This is a genomic window from Streptomyces sp. NPDC058576, assembly GCF_042718715.1.
In the GTDB taxonomy this organism is placed as follows: Bacteria; Actinomycetota; Actinomycetes; order Streptomycetales; family Streptomycetaceae; genus Streptomyces.
The window spans coordinates 95,660-115,211 of the sequence record NZ_JBHXPF010000009.1 but is presented as its reverse complement, the minus strand read 5'-3'; the positions used below and the strand labels follow the sequence as shown (position 1 = coordinate 115,211).

18 protein-coding genes are annotated in these 19,552 nt (G+C 73.2%); 10 read left to right on the top strand and 8 right to left on the bottom strand.

What is annotated here, in order from left to right; genetic code table 11:
* Positions 1 to 133 precede the first annotated feature (133 nt).
* Genes ACFWRV_RS10335 through lanL form a run of 3 tightly spaced genes read right to left on the bottom strand, consistent with a single transcriptional unit; the run spans position 134 to position 5,222 of the window.
* Positions 134 to 265: an ALQxL family class IV lanthipeptide gene (locus ACFWRV_RS10335; protein ID WP_206433852.1), complete on the bottom strand. Its 132-nt coding sequence runs from the start codon at positions 263 to 265 to the stop codon at positions 134 to 136.
* The gene (locus ACFWRV_RS10330; protein WP_384331187.1) at positions 262 to 2,331 is read right to left on the bottom strand and encodes an alpha/beta hydrolase family protein; all 2,070 of its coding nucleotides are present in this window, start codon (positions 2,329 to 2,331) and stop codon (positions 262 to 264) included. Before ACFWRV_RS10330 ends, ACFWRV_RS10335 begins: the two co-directional genes overlap by 4 nt.
* A complete protein-coding gene (gene lanL / locus ACFWRV_RS10325) occupies positions 2,328 to 5,222 on the bottom strand; it encodes a class IV lanthionine synthetase LanL (RefSeq protein ID WP_384331183.1) in 2,895 nt (964 codons plus the stop codon). Before lanL ends, ACFWRV_RS10330 begins: the two co-directional genes overlap by 4 nt.
* A 359-nt stretch (positions 5,223 to 5,581) precedes the next feature.
* On the opposite strand from lanL, the gene ACFWRV_RS10320 reads away from it, so the two are divergent.
* Genes ACFWRV_RS10320 through ACFWRV_RS10310 form a run of 3 tightly spaced genes read left to right on the top strand, consistent with a single transcriptional unit; the run spans position 5,582 to position 8,484 of the window.
* Positions 5,582 to 6,703: a sensor histidine kinase gene (locus ACFWRV_RS10320; protein WP_384331180.1), complete on the top strand. Its 1,122-nt coding sequence runs from the start codon at positions 5,582 to 5,584 to the stop codon at positions 6,701 to 6,703.
* Positions 6,691 to 7,323: a response regulator gene (locus ACFWRV_RS10315; protein ID WP_384331177.1), complete on the top strand. Its 633-nt coding sequence runs from the start codon at positions 6,691 to 6,693 to the stop codon at positions 7,321 to 7,323. The genes ACFWRV_RS10320 and ACFWRV_RS10315 overlap by 13 nt, the downstream gene beginning before the upstream one ends.
* Positions 7,324 to 7,374: 51 nt before the next feature.
* Entirely contained in the window at positions 7,375 to 8,484 is a 1,110-nt protein-coding gene (locus tag ACFWRV_RS10310) for a CPBP family intramembrane glutamic endopeptidase (protein WP_384331173.1), read from the top strand.
* Positions 8,485 to 8,502: 18 nt separating this feature from the next.
* On the opposite strand, the gene ACFWRV_RS10305 is transcribed toward ACFWRV_RS10310, so the two are convergent.
* On the bottom strand, positions 8,503 to 9,102 hold the full coding sequence (locus tag ACFWRV_RS10305; protein ID WP_384331172.1) for a TetR/AcrR family transcriptional regulator: 600 nt from the start codon (positions 9,100 to 9,102) through the stop codon (positions 8,503 to 8,505).
* Positions 9,103 to 9,247: 145 nt separating this feature from the next.
* Between ACFWRV_RS10305 and ACFWRV_RS10300 the strand changes: the two genes are divergently transcribed.
* On the top strand, positions 9,248 to 11,530 hold the full coding sequence (locus tag ACFWRV_RS10300; RefSeq protein WP_384331168.1) for a glycoside hydrolase family 3 N-terminal domain-containing protein: 2,283 nt from the start codon (positions 9,248 to 9,250) through the stop codon (positions 11,528 to 11,530).
* A gap of 34 nt (positions 11,531 to 11,564) precedes the next feature.
* Here ACFWRV_RS10300 and ACFWRV_RS10295 read toward each other — a convergent pair whose 3' ends face one another.
* Positions 11,565 to 12,491: a hypothetical protein gene (locus ACFWRV_RS10295; protein WP_384331165.1), complete on the bottom strand. Its 927-nt coding sequence runs from the start codon at positions 12,489 to 12,491 to the stop codon at positions 11,565 to 11,567.
* A 337-nt stretch (positions 12,492 to 12,828) separates the two neighbouring features.
* Between ACFWRV_RS10295 and ACFWRV_RS10290 the strand changes: the two genes are divergently transcribed.
* The 5 genes from ACFWRV_RS10290 to ACFWRV_RS10270 all read left to right on the top strand — a co-directional run bounded on the left by ACFWRV_RS10290 (position 12,829) and on the right by ACFWRV_RS10270 (position 16,348).
* A complete protein-coding gene (locus ACFWRV_RS10290; protein ID WP_384331162.1) occupies positions 12,829 to 13,470 on the top strand; it encodes a TetR/AcrR family transcriptional regulator in 642 nt (213 codons plus the stop codon).
* Between the two features lie 132 nt (positions 13,471 to 13,602).
* Positions 13,603 to 13,944: a hypothetical protein gene (locus ACFWRV_RS10285; RefSeq protein WP_384331159.1), complete on the top strand. Its 342-nt coding sequence runs from the start codon at positions 13,603 to 13,605 to the stop codon at positions 13,942 to 13,944.
* 9 nt (positions 13,945 to 13,953) lie between these two features.
* Positions 13,954 to 15,321: a hypothetical protein gene (locus ACFWRV_RS10280; RefSeq protein WP_384331156.1), complete on the top strand. Its 1,368-nt coding sequence runs from the start codon at positions 13,954 to 13,956 to the stop codon at positions 15,319 to 15,321.
* A gap of 47 nt (positions 15,322 to 15,368) precedes the next feature.
* The gene (locus ACFWRV_RS10275) at positions 15,369 to 15,878 is read left to right on the top strand and encodes a hypothetical protein (protein ID WP_384331153.1); all 510 of its coding nucleotides are present in this window, start codon (positions 15,369 to 15,371) and stop codon (positions 15,876 to 15,878) included.
* Positions 15,879 to 15,880: 2 nt separating this feature from the next.
* A complete protein-coding gene (locus ACFWRV_RS10270; protein WP_384331151.1) occupies positions 15,881 to 16,348 on the top strand; it encodes a hypothetical protein in 468 nt (155 codons plus the stop codon).
* A gap of 87 nt (positions 16,349 to 16,435) precedes the next feature.
* On the opposite strand, the gene ACFWRV_RS10265 is transcribed toward ACFWRV_RS10270, so the two are convergent.
* The gene (locus ACFWRV_RS10265; protein ID WP_384331148.1) at positions 16,436 to 17,215 is read right to left on the bottom strand and encodes a GDSL-type esterase/lipase family protein; all 780 of its coding nucleotides are present in this window, start codon (positions 17,213 to 17,215) and stop codon (positions 16,436 to 16,438) included.
* Between ACFWRV_RS10265 and ACFWRV_RS10260 the strand changes: the two genes are divergently transcribed.
* Complete coding sequence (locus ACFWRV_RS10260; RefSeq protein ID WP_384331145.1) at positions 17,214 to 18,236, top strand: WD40 repeat domain-containing protein; 1,023 nt, start codon at positions 17,214 to 17,216, stop codon at positions 18,234 to 18,236. The two genes, ACFWRV_RS10265 and ACFWRV_RS10260, sit on opposite strands and share 2 nt — an antisense overlap.
* Positions 18,237 to 18,252: 16 nt before the next feature.
* Here the strand turns inward: ACFWRV_RS10260 and ACFWRV_RS10255 are convergent, their stop codons facing one another.
* Positions 18,253 to 18,654, bottom strand: a complete 402-nt coding sequence (locus tag ACFWRV_RS10255) for a PPOX class F420-dependent oxidoreductase (protein ID WP_384331142.1) — start codon at positions 18,652 to 18,654, stop codon at positions 18,253 to 18,255.
* 31 nt (positions 18,655 to 18,685) lie between these two features.
* Complete coding sequence (locus ACFWRV_RS10250) at positions 18,686 to 19,474, bottom strand: TetR/AcrR family transcriptional regulator C-terminal domain-containing protein (protein ID WP_384331139.1); 789 nt, start codon at positions 19,472 to 19,474, stop codon at positions 18,686 to 18,688.
* Positions 19,475 to 19,552 lie beyond the last annotated feature (78 nt).

Genomic DNA, 19,552 nt, shown 5'->3' with positions numbered 1-19,552 from the left:
GGGGGGGGGGGCGGTCGGGGGGGGGGGGGTGGGGGTGGGGGTTGGGGTGTGGGGGGGGGGGGTGGGGGGGGGGGGGGGGGGGGGGGGGGGGGGCGCGGGGCTGGCCCGGAGGGGCCCGCCCGGCGCACGGTTGCTACTGCTGCTCGATGCTGGTGATGCTGCAGGTCCAGGTACACGTCCGGGTGCAGCCGGCCAGGGCGACGGACTCCTCGCCCTCCAGGGTCTGCAGCTCGTCGACGTCGACGGTCATGGCGTTGTCGATCATGGTGTGGTCCTTTCGTCGTGAGGGATGTGCCCGAACACCGCCGAGGGCCGGCGGTGTCGCACGGCCGCGTCGGCGACCGTGAGCTCTGGGGGTGCGAGGGTGCGGCGGCGGCCCGGGAATCCGGCCGTCAGGAAGCTCACCAGCCGGTCGGTGAGTTCCGCGCCGCCCCGCTCCTGGAGCGGGTGGTGGCCCGCTCCCGCGATGTCGAGGCAGTCGTGGGGTGCGCGTTCCGGGCCGCCCGCTCCGGCCAGCGCCCGGTGCAGCCGGCGCGTCTCGTCCACCGGCACGACGGGGTCGTCGGAGCCGTGCAGGGCGAGCAGCGGTACGCGGATGCGGTGGGCGAGGCGTTCGACGTCCCGGGGACCGAGGTCGTCGTCCGGCGGTTCGCCCAGGCCGTGCCGGTCGATCAGGGCGCGCACGGCGGGTGAGCCCCGCTCGCGCAGTCCGCGCGCGGACAGGAACGGGGCGATCACCGCGCAGCGTGCCCAGGCGTAGGGGTCGGCGCACACGGCGAGCAGGGCGAGGAAGCCCCCGTAACTGGTGCCGAGGAGCACGGGCCGTTCGGCGTCCGGCGGGCGTTGCTCCGTGAGCGTACGGACCAGGGAGCGGATGTCCGCGAGGTCGGGCACGCCCCACGCGCCGTGGATCGCCTCCGCGTGGGCCCGGCCGTAGCCGGTGCTGCCGCGCTGGTTGGGGGCCACCACCGCCGCCCCGGCTGCCGACAGGCGCGCCAGCACCGGGTCGAAGCCGAGCGTCCAGTGGTTCTCCGGGCCGCCGTGCAGTGCGACGACGACGGTGGGCGCGGTACGCCGGTCGCCCAGGCGGACGGCCTCGAACCGCCCCGACGGGGTGGCGAACCACTCGGTCGCGGCGTGCGAAGTCCCCGTGTGCCCAGTGGATTTGGGCGTGACGTCAGGGCCGCTGGACGTCGCGTCGTACGAGGGGGCGCGGGTGGCGGTGTCCGGGACGGTGACCAGGCCGGCGGGGCGGTCCGGGGCCGCGTACACGACGCGCAGCCCGCCCGCGCTCCAGCCGGCGACCGGATGGAACGCGCCCGGCGGCAGCGCGGCGGGACGGGGCCGGTCCGCCGCCACGTCGTACAGGAAGAGGCGGGCCCGCGCGCCCCGGGAGACGCGCAGCGCCACCCGCTCGCCCGCCGGGTCGGCGGCCAGCGGAAGGACCGCGCCGTCCAGGGAGTTGAGCCGGTCCGGGAAGTCGAGCCGGTCGGGGAAGTCGAGCCGGGCCCGGTCGCCGAAGGTGGCGCGGGCGATCCGCAGCCGCCCGTCGCCGGGGTCGCTCGCCGTCAGCAGCAGCCTCGACGCGGGCGCCGAGAGCAGCAGCCGGTGGATGCGGCCGCCCGCGGGCGACGCGAGCGCGTGCCACAGCCCGTCCCGTAGATCGAGGGAGACGGGGCGGTACCCCTCCGGTCCTTCGAGGTCGGTGGCGTAGCGGCAGCCCGTCCCGTCCAGCGGCAGGAGGGCGGTGACCCGGCCGGGCAGGGTCACGGGGTCGCTCAGCCGCAGCGGCGCGGGCCGGACCCGCCAGACCCGGGTGCGGCCGTCGTGGGCGGTCTCCACCGCCAGCGCGAGCGTCCCGCGCGGGCCACCGGACACCAGGCGCAGGCCCCGCGCCTCGACGGCCAGGGACTCGACGGGTAAGGGCTCAGCGGCCAAGGACCCGGCGGCCAGGGATTCGATGGGCAAGGGCTCAGCGGCCAGGGACCCGGCGGGCTGGGACTCGATGGGCAAGGGCTCGGCGGCCAAGGACCCGGCGGGCCGGGTCCCCGCGGTTGCGGGGTGGGACAGCAGGAGCAGGTGGCGGCCGGAGCCCGCCGCGCCGCGCAGCCGCAGCAGGCCGCCGTCCTCGGTCGGCAGCACCTGGGTGGCGGTGGTCTCCGCCGGGACGCCCTCCCGGTAGTGGGGCGCGTCACCGGCGTACGGGGGTTTCGTGCCGTCGAGGTCCCACCAGCCCGGGGCCAGCCCGCCGTCGGCCGTGCCCACCAGACAGGCGGCGAAACGGGACCGAGCCGAGAAGCGGAAGCTGACGCGTTCCGGCCGCCGGTTCACCGCGCACCCACCGCGGTGCGCGAGTGCCGTCCGGCGGGTGCGAAGAGCTGCGGGGCGTCCGGCATCCAGAGCCGGGGGCCGCCGTCGCGCAGCCGCAGCAGCATGCCCACCGTTCCGGCGAGGCCGGTCTGGTAGCCGCCGGTGACCGCCTCCAGCGACTCGTCCGGCACCACCAGGAGGCCGTCGCGCCGCACGGCACGCGTACGGATGCAGGCGGCCAGCTCCCGGGCCTGGTCGCGGTATCGACGGTCGTCGCGGTCGTCGAGCGCGGCGGACATGTCGAGCAGGAACTCCGCGTTCCCGGCGAGCCCGTGACAGGCCGCGGGGGAGGAGAGCCACATGGCCTCCCGTACCCCGGCCGCCGCGAGCACGGCCGCCTCCCGGTGGCGTTCGTCGCCGGACTCCGCCCAGAGCCGGATCAGGAACGTGCCGATGCCCGAGGAGCCGCTGCACCAGTGCGTCTGCCCCACCGGCCCGTCGGCGTCCCGGTCCCCGGCCGGCCAGACCGCCCGGCCGTTCCCCACCCGGGCCAGCCTCACCAGGGTGTCGCCCGCCGCGCGGGCCGCCCGGACGAGGTCCGCGCGTTCCGTGGCCACTCCGGCGGCCAGCAGGAACGCGCCGATCCCCGCGATGCCGTGGGCGAAGCCGTAGTGGCGGGCTCCGGCGAGGTTCGAGTCGAAGGCCGCCGGGACGGGCCAGATCACCCCGGCGGAGTGCTCCTCGGCGGCCGCGAGGACCGCCTCGGCGCAGTCGACCGCCCGGTCGCGGAAGACCGGGTCACCGGTCGTGCGCCAGAAGTGCAGTTGGGCCATTCCGGCTCCGGCCGCCCCGTGGCAGATGTCCCGGTTGGGCCAGTCGACGGGGACCGCGCGCGCCAGTGCGGACGCCTCGGCGGCGACTGTGTCGTCGCCCAGCAGCAGCGCCGCGTCGAGCAGCGCCCAGGCGGTGCCGGAGCGGCCGAAGTGCAGCCCGGGCAGCAGCGTTCCGTCGGCCGTCCGGCCGGCCGAGAGATCGGTGAGACGCCGCCGCGTCCACTCCGTCAGCTCCGCCACCCCCTGCCGGACGTCGGGGCCCGCGCCCGCCGCCGCGGCCCGGGTGAGCACGGCGAGGACCCCGGCCGAGCCGTACTGGACGTTCAGGGGGTCGGTGGTCGCGCCGAACGCGCTGACGTCCCAGAGGTGCCCGCCGCTGCCGGGACGGGTGCGGAGCAGGTAGGCGACGCCGTCGGCGATCAGCCGATCGCGCTCCTCGTCACAGAGGCCCGGAACGCCGCTTCCGCTGCTGGCGTCGGCGACCGTGCCGCCCGCCCCTCCGGTCTCTCCGCCGGCGGACCGGCGGCCGGTTCCGGACAGCTCCGCGAGCGCCTTCCGCACGCGGGGCAGCTCCCAGCGCGCCTCGGGGAGAGGGGCGCAGAGGGCGAGGAGCAGGGGCAGGAGCGGGGCCGCCCAGGAGTGATCGGCGACCGCCAGAGCGATCAGCGCGTCCGTACGGTCGCCCACCAGGCGGTCGTCGGGCACGAGGAGCATGTCGACGCCCGTCGCCAGGTGCAGCAGGACCGCACCGAGGCCGTAGAGATCGCCCGCGTATCTGGGGGCCGTGAAGTCGTAGTCCCGCAGCGATGACACCTCGGGGCCGACGTAGCCGGGGGTGTATCCGCGGCGGACCGGGACGCCCTCGGGGGCCACGTACTCGACGTCGATCAGCCGCACCCGGCCCTCCGGGTCGACCATGAGGTTGTTGGGCGAGAGGTCGCGCAGCACATGGCCGGTGCCGTGGACGGCCGCCACGATGTCGACGACCTGCCGGCTCAGGGCCAGGAACTCCGCGAGATCCTGCACCGGGCGCTCCACCAACCGGTCGCGCAGCGTCCGCCCCGGCACGAACTCCTGGGCCAGGAAGAGGTTGCCGCCCTGAGCGAACAGCTCGATCCCGGCCGGGGTGAAACCCAGCGGGGCCAGCTTCTCCAGCATCTCGGCCTCATGGCGCAGGGTGTCCTGGAGGTCGGTGCCGTCCATGCGCACACCCACGTGCGCCCGCGCCTCCTTCACCACGACCTGCCGGCCGGTGGTCTCGTCGGTCGCGAGATACACCCCGCCCTTGAAGGCGTGCCGGATCGCCCTGGCGACCACGTAACGGCCGTTGAGGCGGACGGACCTCCTTGCGGGCTTGCTCGCCGTCTCCCCGGCCGTCTCCCTCGCCGGCTTCTCCGTCCCGGCCGGCTCCTTGGGAGGGCTCGGCGCGGTCACCGCTGAAGGCGTCGTCTCCGGGAACGCGGGCGGCGCCCACGCGGGGGTGGTCACCCAGGCCTGACGCCGGTCCTTCTCCAGCCCCCCGCCGGGGTTCCGCAGCCGTACGTCCGTGTCCCCGTCGTTCGTCGTCGTCCGCACCCCGCTGAACACCCCGTAGCGGTAGTGGACGAGGCTGCCCGGGGCGTAGGGCCGGTCCGACAGGATGCGCGGGCCGCGCAGTCCCAGCGTCGCCGCGTGCAGCCGTCGGGCCAGCCGGCGGAACAGCTCCGGGTCGTCGGGGTAGACCGTGATGAACTTGCCGCCGCCGCCGCGGTCGGCGCGCCCGCCCGTCAGCAGGGCGACCCGGTCCAGGGCTCCGGCGAACTTGAACGAGGCCCGTTCCTCGACCAGTACGTCGGCCGCCACCGCCAGGACCAGGGCCGCGGAGAGCGGTGTGGCCGACAGGTGCAGCTTCCAGCCCTGCTCGCCGCTCCGGTGTCCGCGCGGCCGGACCGAGCACCAGAACTCCCCCTGCTCGACCGCCCATCGCGTCGCGCCGCGCCGGTGCAGCACCCCCTCGACGATGCCGGGCAGCAGGCCGGCGTCCAGCGCGAAGAAGCTGCCGTTGTCGTGTTCGTCGTGTTCGTCGCGATCGGTGCTCACGGGCGATCCTTCCGGGCCGGCGCGGGACGGTGCAGTGCGGTGCGGTGCGGTGCCATGCGGTGTGGATCGGGACCGTCCGGGCGGCGCCGGCGGGCGGGAGAGCGGCGGCGACAGATGGTGATGGAACGTCATATGTGTTTCAGCCAACACGAATCGAAAGATCTGCTGAGTTGTCCGGGAATCGCGGACCGCCCTCGGTCAGCTGTGCCTATCGTGGCCGCGAGCGATCCCCTGATCGCCACGGGTGACGTTAGCGGTGTGCCGAGGGGCCGGTGCACCACCCGTTCTGGGGGGTTGCGATCAAGGGGGGCCGTCGGATCGACAGCACGGAAACCGGGCTTCACCGGGCCCGGAAGACGATGGTCATCGCCACCGCGCTCTACCGCGGCAGCCACCTGGTCGCGGGAGGCGCCGTGGTCGCCCAGCACCAGCGCGACCGCCTGTTCCCGTGGCTGGCGCTGGGCGCCGCGATCGCGTTCACCGCCCTGATCTGGTTCATGGCGGCCCGGCACCGGCGGCTCGTTCGGTGGGCCGTGGGGCTCGACGTCCTGGTGATCGGCTGCCTGCTGCCCTTCGGCGCGTACGCGTGGGGCGGGGCCCGTGCCCAGGAGTCGATCGCCTGGGTCATGCTCCTGGGCGGTTCGGCGTCGGCCATGGCCGCGGTCGCCTTCGGAACACGGCTCCTGGTCGTCGCCGTGGCGCTCCTGGTGGCCACGCATCTCGCCGGGTACCTCATGGTCGACGCGGACGCCGCCGTGACCGGCGCCCATCTGAACGCCCTGGTCTTCTCCGCCGTCGTCTCCTGGGTGCTCACCTGGTACCTCTGCCGACAGGGCGGGCAGGTCGACGCGGCCAACCGGCGGACGCTGGCCGCGGAGGCGCAGCGGGCCAGGTTCGCGGAGCGCGTCGCCCATCACAACGCCCTGCACGACACCGTCCTCGCCACTCTGACGGCCATCGCCCGCGGCGGAGTCGACGCCAACACCTCGATGATGCGTGAGCGTTGTGCGCGGGAGGCCGCCTACCTCAGGAGGCTCGTGGAGCAGGCGGACGACCGTGAGCCCGCCTCCGGGGTGCGGGCCGCGCTGGAGGAATCCGTACGCGCCGCCGAAGCGCTCGGGCTGCGGGTGACCGCCCGCTACCACGAGCCGCCCGCCGTCCCCGGCGAGATAGCGCTGGCCATGGCGCGGGCCGTGACCGAGGCCCTCAACAACGTCCGGTGCCACGCCGGTACGGGGCATGCCTTCCTGACCGCCGCCGGCGACTCCGGCCGGCTGATCGTCACCGTGGTCGACCGGGGCCGGGGCTTCGACACCGGAGCCGCCGGATCGAAGAGGTCGGACGGTCTCTCCCGGCCGGCCACCGGCGGGATCGGGCTCGACCGCTCCGTGTACGCGCGGATGCGCGGCGTGGGCGGCCGGGCGTTCGTGGACAGCGCTCCCGGCGAGGGCGTGCGCGTGGAGCTGAGATGGCCGGGGTGATCACCGTCGCCGTGGTCGACGACGACCGGATGCTGCGCGACGGCATCCGGTCGTGGTTCGCGGGAGTGGAGGGGTTACGCCTCGTCGCGTGCGCCGCGACCGTCGACGAACTGCTCGCGGGCCCCTGGGAGCCGCCGGACGTCGTCCTGCTGGACCTCATGCTGCGGGACGACCGGCCGCCCGCCGACAACATCCGCCGGCTGCGGGCGGCCGGCAGCCGGGTGTTGATGATCAGCGTGGTGGCGGACCGGGACCGGATCGTCTCGGCCATCACGGACGGGGCCGACGGCTTCCTCACGAAGGACCACGAGCTGTCCGTGCTCGTCGATGCCGTCGGCGAGATCGCGGCCGGGCGCACCGCCCACTCTCCCGAGCTGGCCTTCGCCCTGGCCTACGATCGTGGCCCCACCCGCCCCCGGCTTTCTCCCCAGGAGCGCGAGGTGCTGGTGGGGTACGCCTCCGGGCTCACGCTGAAGGCGACCGCCCGCAGGGCCGGGATCACGGTGAACACGGCGAAGTACTACCTGGACCGGGTGAAGGCCAAGTACCAGGAGGCGGGCCGGCCCACCTACACCAAGATCGACCTGGCGACCCGGGTACGCGAGGACGGCTGGCGTTGACCCGTACGCGGGCGGCAACAGAAGATCGCTGGTGTGAACCACCCTCCTGACGTGCCTCCGCCCTCGTCCTCGCCCTCACCCTCGGGCGAACCGCCCCGTACGGACGGGCCGCCCTCGCCCTGGGCCCCGCCCTCGTCCTCGGCGCAGCCCTCGCCCTGGGCCCCGCCGCACCCCTCGGCCCAGCCGCCGCGCCCGCCCGGGCCGGGCCACCAGGGGTGGGACCGGCCCCCGCAGTGGAGCCGTCCGCCGACCGGGCCGGTACGGGCGCCCTCGGGCTCCCGCTACGACGAGCAGGGGCGCAACGGCCAGGGCGGACGGTTCGGCTGGCTGGGCGAGCTGTCGGTCGTCGTGGCGATGGTCCTGGTGAGCATCCTGGTCATCAGCCTGGCCGGCCTCGTCATCGCGGAGCTGCTGGACGCGGGCCCCACCTCGGCGGACAGCGACCTGTTCTTCGAGGACCCCGTCGCGGACCTGGCCGTCCAGCTCCTCGGCATCGCGGTCGGCATACCCATCGTCCTGGGAGCGGCCCGGCTGCTGGGCCGCCGCCCCGCCGGGACCGTGTCCTCCGTCGTCGGGCGGCTGCGCTGGGGCTGGCTCTGGCGGTGCGCCGCCGTGGCCTTCCCGCTGATGATCGTGCAGATCGGTCTGCTGATCGCCTGGACCTGGAACGACGAGCCGCTCGGGGAGACGGGGAGCGGCTTCCCGGGGTGGCCCGTCTTTCTGCTGAGCCTGGCCGTCGTGCTGGCACTCGTCCCGTTCCAGGCCGCCGCCGAGGAGTACGTCTTCCGGGGCTGGCTGGTCCAGGTCATCGGCCGGACCGTGCGGTCGCCCTGGCCCGCGATCGTGCTGGCGTCCCTCCTCTTCGCCCTGGCCCACGGGTTCGGTGAGTGGTCCGGGTTCCTGCTGCTGCTCTACTCGGCGCTGTGGTGGGGCTGGCTGGTGATCCGTACCGGCGGGCTCGAAGCCGTGATCGTCATGCACGTCGCGAACAACCTGCTGGCCTTCGGCCTGGCGGCGGGCTTCGGTGAACTGGCCAGCACGGAGACCGCCGCCGACGCGCCCTGGCAGGCGATGGTGGTCGAACTCGTCTTCGCCCCGCTGTACTGCCTCACCATGGCCCGGATCGCCGGCCGCCGCGGGGTCGAGCGGGTGAGTCCCTGAGCCCGGAGGTCCCCGGACTCAGAACGGTACGGTCAACTGGGCCTGGATGTGGGCCCGCAGGACGCCCGCCATGTCCGTCGTGCAGTCGCTGATCAGCCACTGGATCTGGAGTCCGTCCATCAGGGCGATCAACTGCTGAGCGGCGGCGGCGGGTTCGATGCCGTCGCGCAGCTCGCCCGCCTCCCGAACCTGGAGGTAGGCGCGTTCGGTGTTGGCGACGGACGTGCGGTAGCGGGCCTCGAAGTACGCGTGCGCCGGGTGGTCGGGGGCGGTGGCCTCCGCCGCGACCACCGAGAACAGCTCCACGATCCCGCGCCGCTTGGCGTTCAGCTCGGCGAGGTCCACCAGCCGGCGCAGGTGGTCCACGCCCCGGGTGACACCGAGCGCCAGCCACTCGTCGTCCACGTCGTCGCGGCGCTGGAGGACGGCGAGGAGCAGGGCCTCCTTCGTCGGGAAGTGGTGCAGGAGGCCCGGGTGGGAGATGCCGCAGCGGGTGGCGATGACGCGGAGCGACGCGCCCCGGTAGCCGGCCTCGCCGAACAGGGTCATCGCCTGGTCGAGGATCTCGGTCCGCTTGGCCCGGCCCTTGGCGTAGCCGCGCCGGGTTCCCGGGGTCACGCGCATTCACCCGCTGTCATCGGACGCCCTCTCTCGTTCCGCCCCAGATTCTCACAAGGGCGAATACTTACCAAGCGGTCGGGATTGAGCGTACGGTACTGCGAGTGCCGTCGTGGCCGTCGTGGCCGTCGTGGAAGGAAGTCCCGTGGGTCTCAAGCCGCCGTACCTCGACCCCGCGCTGCCCGTCGCGGAGCGGGTCGCCGACCTCCTGGGGCGCATGACGCTGCCCGAGAAGGTCGGTCAGATGCTCCAGCTCAACGCCAAGGAGGGCGTGCGGCACCTCGTCGAGGACCTGCACGCGGGCTCGATCCTGCACGCCTCGCCGGAGCGGGTGCGCGAGGCCGCCGCGCTCACCGCGAAGACCCGGCTGCGTATCCCGCTGCTCGTCGCGGAGGACTGCATCCACGGGCACTCGTTCTGGGAGGGGGCGACGATCTACCCGACGCAGCTCGGGATGGCCGCCACCTGGGACCCGGAGCTGGTGGAGCGGATCGCGCGGGCGACGGCGGTCGAGGTCGCGGCGACCGGGGTGCACTGGACGTTCTCGCCGGTGCTCTGCATCACCCGGGACCTGCGGTGGGGCCGGGTGAGCGAGACGTTCGGCGAGGACCCCTTCCTGATCGGCGAGTTGGCCTCCGCGATGGTGCGCGGCTACCAGGGCGACGGCCTCGACGACCCGACCGCGATCCTGGCGTGCGCCAAGCACTTCGCCGGATACTCCGAGACCCAGGGCGGCCGGGACGCCAGCGAGGCGGACATCTCGCGGCGCAAGCTGCGCTCCTGGTTCCTGCCGCCGTTCGAGCGGGTCGCCAAGGAGGGCTGCCGGACGTTCATGCTCGGCTACCAGTCGATGGACGGCGTGCCGATCACGGTGAACAACTGGCTGCTGAACGAGGTGCTGCGTGGCGAGTGGGGCTACACCGGGACCCTGGTCACCGACTGGGACAACGTCGGCCGCATGGTCTGGGAGCAGAAGGTCTACGCCGACTACGCGCAGGCGTCGGCCGCGGCGGTCCGCGCGGGCAACGACATGGTGATGACCACGTCGAACTTCTTCGCGGGGGCCCAGGAGGCGGTGAGGCAGGGCGCGTTGACGGAGACGGAGATCGACGCCGCCGTACGCCGCATCCTGACGCTCAAGTTCGAGCTGGGCCTCTTCGAGAACCCGCGCCACCCCGACGCGGGCCGGCAGGCCGAGGTCATCGGAAGCCCGGCGCACGCGGTGCTGAACCTGGAGGCGGCGCGCCGCTCGCTGGTGCTGCTGACGAACGACGGCACGCTGCCGTTCGCGGGCGGCCTGAAGGCCGCAGGGGAGGGGCGGGCCACCGGGCCCGGCCCCCGTACGGTCGCGGTCATCGGCCCCAACGCCGAGGACGCGCAGACCCAGTTGGGCGACTGGGCGGGCTCCTCCGGACAGGCCGACTGGCTGCCGGACGGCCAGCCGCGCGCCATGATCCGTACGGTCCTCGACGGCTTCCGCGACCATGTCCCCGCCGACTGGACCGTCTCGTACGCGCCCGGCGCCCGGATCCTGGATGTCGGGCCCGACCCGGAGGGGGAGTTCTTCCCCGACGGGCAGCCCCGCCCCGAGATCGTCGTCCCGGCCGCGCCCGACCCGGCGCTGATCGGCGACGCGGTCGCCGCCGCCGAGGCCGCCGACCACGTGGTGGCCGTCGTGGGCGACCGGATCGAGCTGATCGGCGAGGGCAAGTCCACCGCGACGCTCGAACTCGTCGGTGATCAGGTGGCGTTGCTGGACGCGCTGGCGGCGACGGGGAAGCCGCTGGTCGTCGTGGTCATCAGCTCCAAGCCGCTGGTGCTGCCGCCGTCCGCGCTCGGTGCGGCGGCGATCGTGTACGCGGCCAACCCGGGCATGCTCGGCGGCCGGGCGGTCGCGGAGTTGCTCCTCGGCCTGACCGAACCGACGGGCAGGCTGCCGCTGTCGTTCGCCCGGCACGCGGGCCAGCAGCCGACGTACTACAACCAGGTGCGCGGCCAGCACGGTTCGCGCTACGCGGACCTCACGCAGCGCCCGGCGTTCGCGTTCGGCGAGGGGCTGAGCTATTCGACGGTCGCCTACACGGACCTGGAGGTGCTGACGGCGGTGGTCGACGAGTCGGAGACCGTACGGGCCCGGGTCACGGTGACCAACACGGGGGCACGGCCCGCGCTGGAGACGGTGCAGGTGTACGTCAGCGACACGGTGACGTCGGTGACCTGGGCGGAGAAGGAGCTGAAGGCCTACCGCAAGGTGGAGCTGGCCCCGGGGGAGTCGCGCGAGATCCTCTTCGAGCTCCCGGTGGCCGACTGCACGCTGGTGGACGCGGAGGGCGTCCGCATCGTGGAGCCGGGCCGCTTCGAACTGCTGGTGGGCCCGTCGTCCCGGGACGAGGCGCTGCTGCGGGGGGAGTTCACGGTCAAGGGGTGAGTCCGGGGCGGCGGGCCGCGCCGCCGGGCGCCCGTCACGGGCCGCCGTGCGTCCTCGTCAGTTCGTACAGGTCCCAGGAGTCCGGGTCGCCGATGTACTGGTAGAGGGTGGGCCGGGTCTCCGTGCCGCCGACGTTCCAGTAGTCGAACGTGCAGGAGTCGATCGTGATGCTCACTTCCTGAGACCATCGGCCGCCGCCGTGTTCGTGCGTCCAGGTGCCCTGCCCCGTACACAGGTCGTCGTCCCCGTCGCGCGTGCCCCCGGCCTCGAAGTCGTTGAGGTCATCGAGGTCATCGAAGGCGCCCGGGTCGTCGAGGTCGTCGTCGACGGCGACGGCGGCGACCCGGCCGTCCGCCGTGAAGGTGACGGTTCCGCCCTTTCCGTCGGACCAGCGCCCGACGATGTCCGCCGAGGTGAGCGCGGGCGGGTGGTACTCCTGGATCAGCCCCGTCCAGAATCCGACGCCGCCGAGCACGGCGGTGAGGACCACCGCGATCACCCCCCACAGGAGCACCGGCCCGAAGATCCGCTCCCGGCGCGAGCGCCAGAGCAGCGCCGGGACGGTCAGCGCGGCCGTGGTCAGCAGCCACCCCACGGCGACGGCGACGGGCCCCGCGCCTCCGGCGAGGGCGACGATGCCGCCGACGACCAGGAGCGATACGGCCCCTGCCGCCACCGGCACCCACCACCACACCTCACGCCCGCCGAGCCGACGCCCCAGCGCATCGCCGAGCCGGACGGTCGGGAGGACGAGGCCCACGGACAGTGCGCCCGCGACCACCGTGGCGATCACGGCGATCACGGGCAGGAGCAGGACGAACATCGCCGAACCGCCGCCGGCGTTCGGCGACTCCTGGGTGATGCCGTAGCAGACGCTCACGATGAGGGCGATCATCGCTTCCAGGAGCAGCACCAGGATCGAGAGCAGCAGGGACAGTCCCCAGAGGCGCTTCTTCTTCACCGTTCATTCCCCCTCGCGCACGTAGAAGTACGCGGCACGCCCGGTGGGCGGCAGCTACGGCCATCGTGCCAGAGCAGTTTGAACACGTTCAACGCGGGGTTCGGCGGTGCGAGGGGGACGCTTGTGCGGCCGGACGGCAGGGAGTCGAAGGCGGTCGGTGGGGACGAGTGTGCGGACGCCCCCGGGTGCGTGAAGAAGAAGCGTTTCCGCGTGCGGGCATTCCCCCGTACGGGTGTGGCGCGGCCGTCCGGACGACGGCGGGGCGAGCACAATGGGGCGGCGGTTCGTGCAGAGGCGCGCAGGCGTCTCTCCCGCACCTTGCCCTCAAGGAGGACCGGTGGCGGACAGCTGGACGGTTCAGCGGACCGGGCCCGGGGATGCCGCGCGCACACAGGCGCGGGAACGACTTCTCGAAGCAGCGAAGGAGTTGTACGGCATCAACGGCTACCGGACGACCGCCGAGCACGATGTGTGCGAGGCGGCCGGTGTGCCGGTCGAGGTGCTGCGTCAGGAGTACGGCTCCCGGGAGGGGCTGCTCATCGCCCTGCACAACCGGGTCACGACGACCGGGCTGCGGGCGGCGGAGAGCGCCCTGCTGTCCGAGGGCATCGAGGAGTGCTCGATCGAGGAGCGGGTCCGGCGGCTCTTCGACGCCTACGTCGAGGCCGTCACCAGGGATCCGCGTGAGGCCCGCGTGACGTTCGTCGAGGTGCTGGGCGTGAGCGCCGTGGTGGACGAGCACTGCAAGCTCTGGCGGGCGCTGTGGACGGAGTTCCTGACGGGGGAGGCCGAGCGGGCGGTGGACCGGGGCGAGGCGGAGGACCGGGACCACCGGGTCGACGTGATGGTGATGGTCGGCACGGTCCACGAACTGATGGCCCACCACGCCCGCCGCTGCCGCCGGGCCCGCCCCGGCGAGGTCTCCGGGGAACTGACGCAGCTGGCCCTGTCGATGCTGGGGTCGCAGCGGAGCGGGTGAGTCTTCGCCCCGTACGCCCCGGTGCCGGTCGACCAGGCAATTCGGCTGTTCTCGGGGGGCGTTGGACAGGACGCGTGCTGATAGTCATATGGTGGCACCTTGTCGACCGGGGGCACGACGGGGGAAGTGACGATGACAACGGATTCCGGGCGGGAAGAGGCGGATTTCGCTTCGACGCCGGCGCAGAAGAAGGCCGCCGCGGGCACCATCGAGAAGGAGCTGGAGCCGAACACCAAGAAGACGGCAGAGCGGGCCGACACAGCCACCGAGAGCGCGCGCAAGGGGTTCGACGGCTGGGAGACGGCCGCTGCCCTCAAGACGGTCGCGGGTACGTGGGACCGTCAGGTCAAGAGCCTGATGGGGCGTCTGGCCGCGGAGAAGAACGGACTGCGCGGCGCCTCCGGTTACTTCGAGAGCAATGACATCGGCGTGGGCAACCAGCTGCTGGCGCAGTCCAAGCTGGACCGGTTGTAGGGGGCTGCGATGTCGACCTCCTACTACGAGATCATGACCACCAACCTGGGCCTGCTGACGACGGCCGCCTCCGAGTGGGAGGCGATGGCCGGCGAGCTGGGCAAGATCGAGACCCGCTACCGCGACAGCGTCCAGAAGATCTCTCTCGGCTCTTCCTGGGCTGGTGTGAGCGCCGGCGTCGCCCGGACGAACTTCGCCGCGACCCGGTACGAGTACGCGGCCGCCCAGGTCCAGGCCAAAGCCGTCGCGAGCCTGCTGCGGGACGCGCACGAGAAGTTCACCGACCTCAAGAAGAAGCTCGAAAGCGCCCGCGACGACGCGATCGCCGCCGGCATGACGGTGTCCGAGCAGGGGCTGGTCGCCTTCGACTGGGACAAGCTCACCCCGTCCGAGCGCAGCGCGTACGTTCACGATCCCGACGGCCGGACGGTGATCCGTGAGTCGGTCGCCTCGTGGCAGCTGCACATCGACGACCGGGTCAAGACCGTCTCCGAGGCGGACCGGAGTGTCCGCACCGCCCTCGCCGCCGCCGTCGTCGACAGCAACAAGGACGCCTTCGGCAAGGGCGCCGACGCCACCCTCAACGGGTTCAACGCCCATGCCGAGGGAGACCTCGCGAAGGCCACCGCGGCGGCGAAGGGCGACGGCACGACGAAGACGGACGGCTGGGTGTCCGAGGGCACGGCGGATCTGACCGGCCCCGGCTCCGAGTTCAAGCTCATCGGCCCCAAGTACGGGAAGGAGGGCACGCTGAAGGCCGCCGCGGACCTCTTCCACGGCACCGCCAACGGGTCCCTGACCAACGGGCAGTGGAAGCTCTCCGGGATCGCCGACATCTACGGGGGCGCCAGGACCACCGGCAACTACGGGTTCACCCATGAAGGCCTCGTCGCCAAGGCCGAGGCGTCCGCGGGTATACGGGCGCTGGCCGAGGGACGCGCCGAGTACGGGCCGTACGCCGGCGCCTACGGACGGGTCGAGGGCTTCGCCGGCGGCGAGGCGAGCGCCGGCCTCAAGGCGACGAAGGAAGAGTTCACCCTCGGGGCGAAGGCGTTCGCCGGGGCGAGGGGCGGAGTCGCCGGCGGTGTGGAGGTGGCCGGAATCGGCATCGGCGGGACGGCCGAGGCGTGGAAGGGCGCCGGTGCGGAGGCCTGGGTGGGGTGGAAGAAGGACGAGGACACCGGGGCGTTCACGTTCGGCTGGGACGCGGGCGTCGCCCCCGGCGTCGGCGGCAGCCTGGGAATGGAGATCACCGTCGACCCGGACAAGGTGGCCAAGAGCGCCGGCGCCGCGGCCGACGCCCTCGGCGACGGGCTCAACGCCGCGGGCGACGCCGCCGGCGACGCCAAGGACGCCGTCGTCGACTTCTTCTCCTGACGTCTGATCGCCCGAGGTGTACTTTTCCGTGGAAGGGAGGGCCTGAGATGCCCCCGATACTGCCGGTGCCGATCGAGTTCCGCCTGCCGGACGGCTGGCTCCCCGCTGCCGCTCCGGAGGGGGACGACGCCACGGATGTGGCCTTCGCCGCGGTGCACCAGCACCCGGAGGCCGGGTTCACGGCCAACATCACCGTCGACGGCGCGTTCCTGGCGGACACGGTCACCCTCGCCGAGCTCGCGGACGAGTCGGTGGAACGCCTGCGTACAGTCGCCGAGTCGGTGGCCGTGGCACACCGCCGAGAGGTCGGCTCCGCGGACGCGCCCGCTCTGACGCAACGGCTGGCCTTCTCGACCGCCACGGACGGATCGCACCGCGACCTCGTCCAGTCGCAGGTGTACCTGTCGATGTCGGACGTCGACGACCCGCGCAAACGGGCGGCGATCCGATTGGCTCTGACCGCCTCCGCGGCCCAGCACGACGAGGTCCTGGGAGACTTCCAGGACTTCGTGCGCACGGTCCGACCGGTGAGCGCGACCCCCGGAACGGGAGCCTAGCGATGGGACGCTGGCGGGACAGGTTCACCGGCACCAGGTATCCGGACAGCGGTGTCGCGCCGCTGCCCGCGGCGGAGGTCCGGGCCGCGCTGCTCGCGGTCGACGGGCCCGGCGTGCCGTTCCGCGTGCGCAACGCCCTTCCCGCCGAGAAGGCGGACCTGGTGGCGGAGTGGCGGGTCCCCGTGCTGAGGATGACTCTGAAGACCCGGATGCGTCTGCTCACGGAGACCCACGAGGTGCGTGCGCTCGACGAGCGGTGGGAGGCGTCGACGCCCGATTCACCGGGCAAGCGGTACGGCCGGGGGCCCGCGCCCCACGTGGCGCGGCGGTGGTCCTACGAGCAGGGGCCGGACGGACGCCGCCGGAAGGTCGAGACCTTCCGCTTCGACTCGCGTGACATGAGGAATCCCCTGCGTCAGGCCGTCCTCGACGCGGGCTGGACCTGGCGCGGAGTGCTGTCCCTGCGCTGACCGGCACGCGTTCCCTGCCACCGGCACGCGGCTCCGGCCGGCGCCCGTGTCCGGGGGAGTCGGGCCGGACACAGCCTTCGGGGCGGGTCAGCCCTCCACGGTGACCGGTCCGCCGACCAGCGCCGGCTGCCCCGCGTACGGTCCGCCCAGCCCCCACCCCTGGTGCAGCGCGTCGGCGAAGGCGGCCGCGAGGAGGTGTTCGCCGGTCGGGCCGGGGTGCGTGCCGTCGTACGTGTCCGTGTGGATGTCGTAGCCCGGCGGGTGCGAGGCCAGCAGGAGCGGGGAGGCGGGGGTGCCGAGGTCGGCCACGGCCATGGCGAGCAGCTCGTTGAAGCGGGCGCACGAGGCGGCGAAGGGGGCGTCCGTCTCGGCCCGGACGTTCGGTATCACCGGGAGCAGCACCATGCGGACGCGCGGGTTCGCCGTGCGCGCCGCCGTGACGAACGCGCGGGCGTTCGCCGCCGTCTGCTCGGCGTCCGTGTAGAACCCGAGGTCTATCAGGCCGAGCGAGACCAGCAGGATGTCCGCCTCCGTCTCGCGCACCGCGTCCGCGATCACCGGGGCCATGTGCAGCCAGCCCTCGCCCCAGCCGGACAGATGACGGCGGGCGGCGGGCGGGAAGGACGGCTCGGCGTACGCGTGGGAGAGCGGGGCGTTCGCCTCCGCGTCGTGCAGCGTCGTGCGCGGGCCGACGATCTCGTACGGGAGGCCGGGGAACGCCTCCAGGTGCTGCCACATCCGGTAGCGCCAGGTGAAGTCGCCGGCGCACCCGATGGTCATGGAATCGCCGACGAAGAGGAAACGCATGGCGTCATCATGGCCGATCATGCCTCCGGCCTGCGACGTGACGATGGACACTTGGGCCATGCGTTCGTATCTGACCGGCCCGGCGGGCACCCGTGCCGCCGCCCTCGCCGCCGCTCTTCTGCTGCTCGCCGGAGGCGGTCCGGCCGTGGCCGACGACGGCCGGGCCGACCGTGACTTCACGATCGAGGACCCCCGTATCACCGAGTCCAGCGGCCTCGCCGCCAGCCGCGCGCACCCCGGCGTCTACTGGACGCACAACGACAGCGACGACGGCCCCTACGTCTTCGCCGTCGACTCCCGCACCGGAAAGACCCTCGCGACCATCACCCTGCGGGGCGTGGGGCAGCCGAGGGACGTCGAGGGCATCTCGGTCGGGCCGGACGGCGACCTCTACGTCGGTGACATCGGCGACAACCTCGACGGCAGCTGGGACCACGTCTGGATCTACCGCTTCCCCGAGCCGAAGACCCTGCGCGACGCGACCGTCAACGCCGTCCAGTACGACGTGAAGTACGCCGACGGGGCCCGCAACGCCGAGGCGCTGATGGTTCATCCGAAGACCGGCCGCGTCTACATCGCCTCGAAGAACGAGGACGGCGGCGGCCTGTACGAAGGTCCCGCGAAGCTGACGGCCGGTTCCACGAACGTGTTCCGGCGGGTGGGCGAGGTGCCGTGGGTCACCGACGGGGCCTTCTCGCCGGACGGGAAGCGGCTGGTGCTGCGCTCGTACTTCAGCGCTCGCGCGTACGCCTTCGGGAACGGCCGCCTCGGCGAGGACAAGTCGGTCGCCGCGCCGTTCCAGCGGCAGGCCGAGTCGGTGACGTACACGGCGGACGGCTCGGCCCTGATGTTCGGCTCGGAGGGGGCCCGCAGCGGTGTCGTCCGGGTGGAGGCGGAGGGCGCGGGCGGCGGCTCCGGAGGCGGCCAGGAGCAGAGGAAGCCCCCGGGGAGCGGCGGCGCGGGTGACGAGGCCGGCGGCGAGGAGGGTGAGGGCAGGGGCGGAGCCGGGCTCGGTGCGGCGGTAGTCGTCGGGGTGGCCGCCTTGTGGTTCGCGCTCCGCCGGAAGCGGGGGCAGGGCTGAGGCCCACCCGGACTCCTCAGCTCTCGTCCGTCACCGGCCACACCTCGTAGTGCAGCGTCCGGTCCCGCTTCAGCCGGTGCGCGAGCGGGACGAGCACGCCCTGCACGACCGGGTACTTGCGCGACAGCATCCGCGCCGCGTGCGTGTTCTCCTTCGTGCCCGGCCGCAGCAGCCGTGCGTGCGCCCGGATCTGCGGTCCGGTCGGACTGCCCCGCACCGTGCACGGCGCGAGCTCCACCCGCGGGTGGTTGCGCATCCGCTCGACCTTCCAGGCGGAGGAGAACGTGCGGATGAACGCGTGATCGCCTTCGACGGCGATGTTGACCGGTGTGCCGACGGAGGTCCCGTCCTGCCGGTGGGTGCTCAGCAGGACGGCGTACTGCTTGACGAAAGGAGCGAGCTCCCGGCTGGCGTCCATGTATCCATTGGGGCACGGGCCACGGGCGCTGTCATTTCCGGGCCGCCGTCCGCTCCTGGACCAGGGCCTCGAAACCGGCGATCAGCCGGCGCAGCCCGAACTCGAAATGGTCGAAGTCGGGGCTGAAGGTGTCCTCGGCCATGCCTGCCATCTGCGGGTACGCGCCGCTGAGCATGGCCCGCTCCAGGTAGGGGCGCTGGTTGTCCCAGAACTCCTCGTCGCTCAGCCCGGTCTGCGCCACCGCCTCCGCCTCGTCGGCCCGGGTGCGGGCGAGGCCCTCCACGAAGCTGTTGACCGTGATGATCACGCCGATCAGCTCGGGGTCGCGCAGCCCCATCCCCCGCAGGCCGGTGAGCGCGAGCTCCAGTCCGCGCAGGGCGCTGGGGCCGAGCACCGTACGGGCCTGATTGATCTTCAGCAGCCAGGGGTGGCTGCCCAGCGTGTCCAGGTGCCCGCGGGCCATCCGGTCGACCGCCTCGCGCCAGTCGGCGGGAGGCTCGCCGGGGTGGTCGGCGAACGGTTCGCCCAGCACCCGGTCCAGCATCAGATCCAGCAGTTCGGCCTTGCCGGGGACGTACCGGTAGAGCGACATCGTGCCCGTGCCCAGCTCGGTGGAGAGCCGGCGCATGGAGACGGCGGACAGCCCTTCCGCGTCCGCGACGGCGACCGCCGCGGTGACGATCCGGTCCAGCGTGAGGCCCGGTTTGGGGCCGCGGCCGGGGCGTTCCCCGGTGCCCCACAGGAGCTCCAGGCTGCGCGCGATATCGCCGCTCCCGGTGGCCGTGCCGTCCGTCGCCGCTGTCGATCCGTCTTTCGCCATGGAGGCAGCGTAGTGCTCCGGAACAGGGTTGGGTACACCGTACTCGCATGAGGGTACGGTGTACCCAGTCTGGGGTAC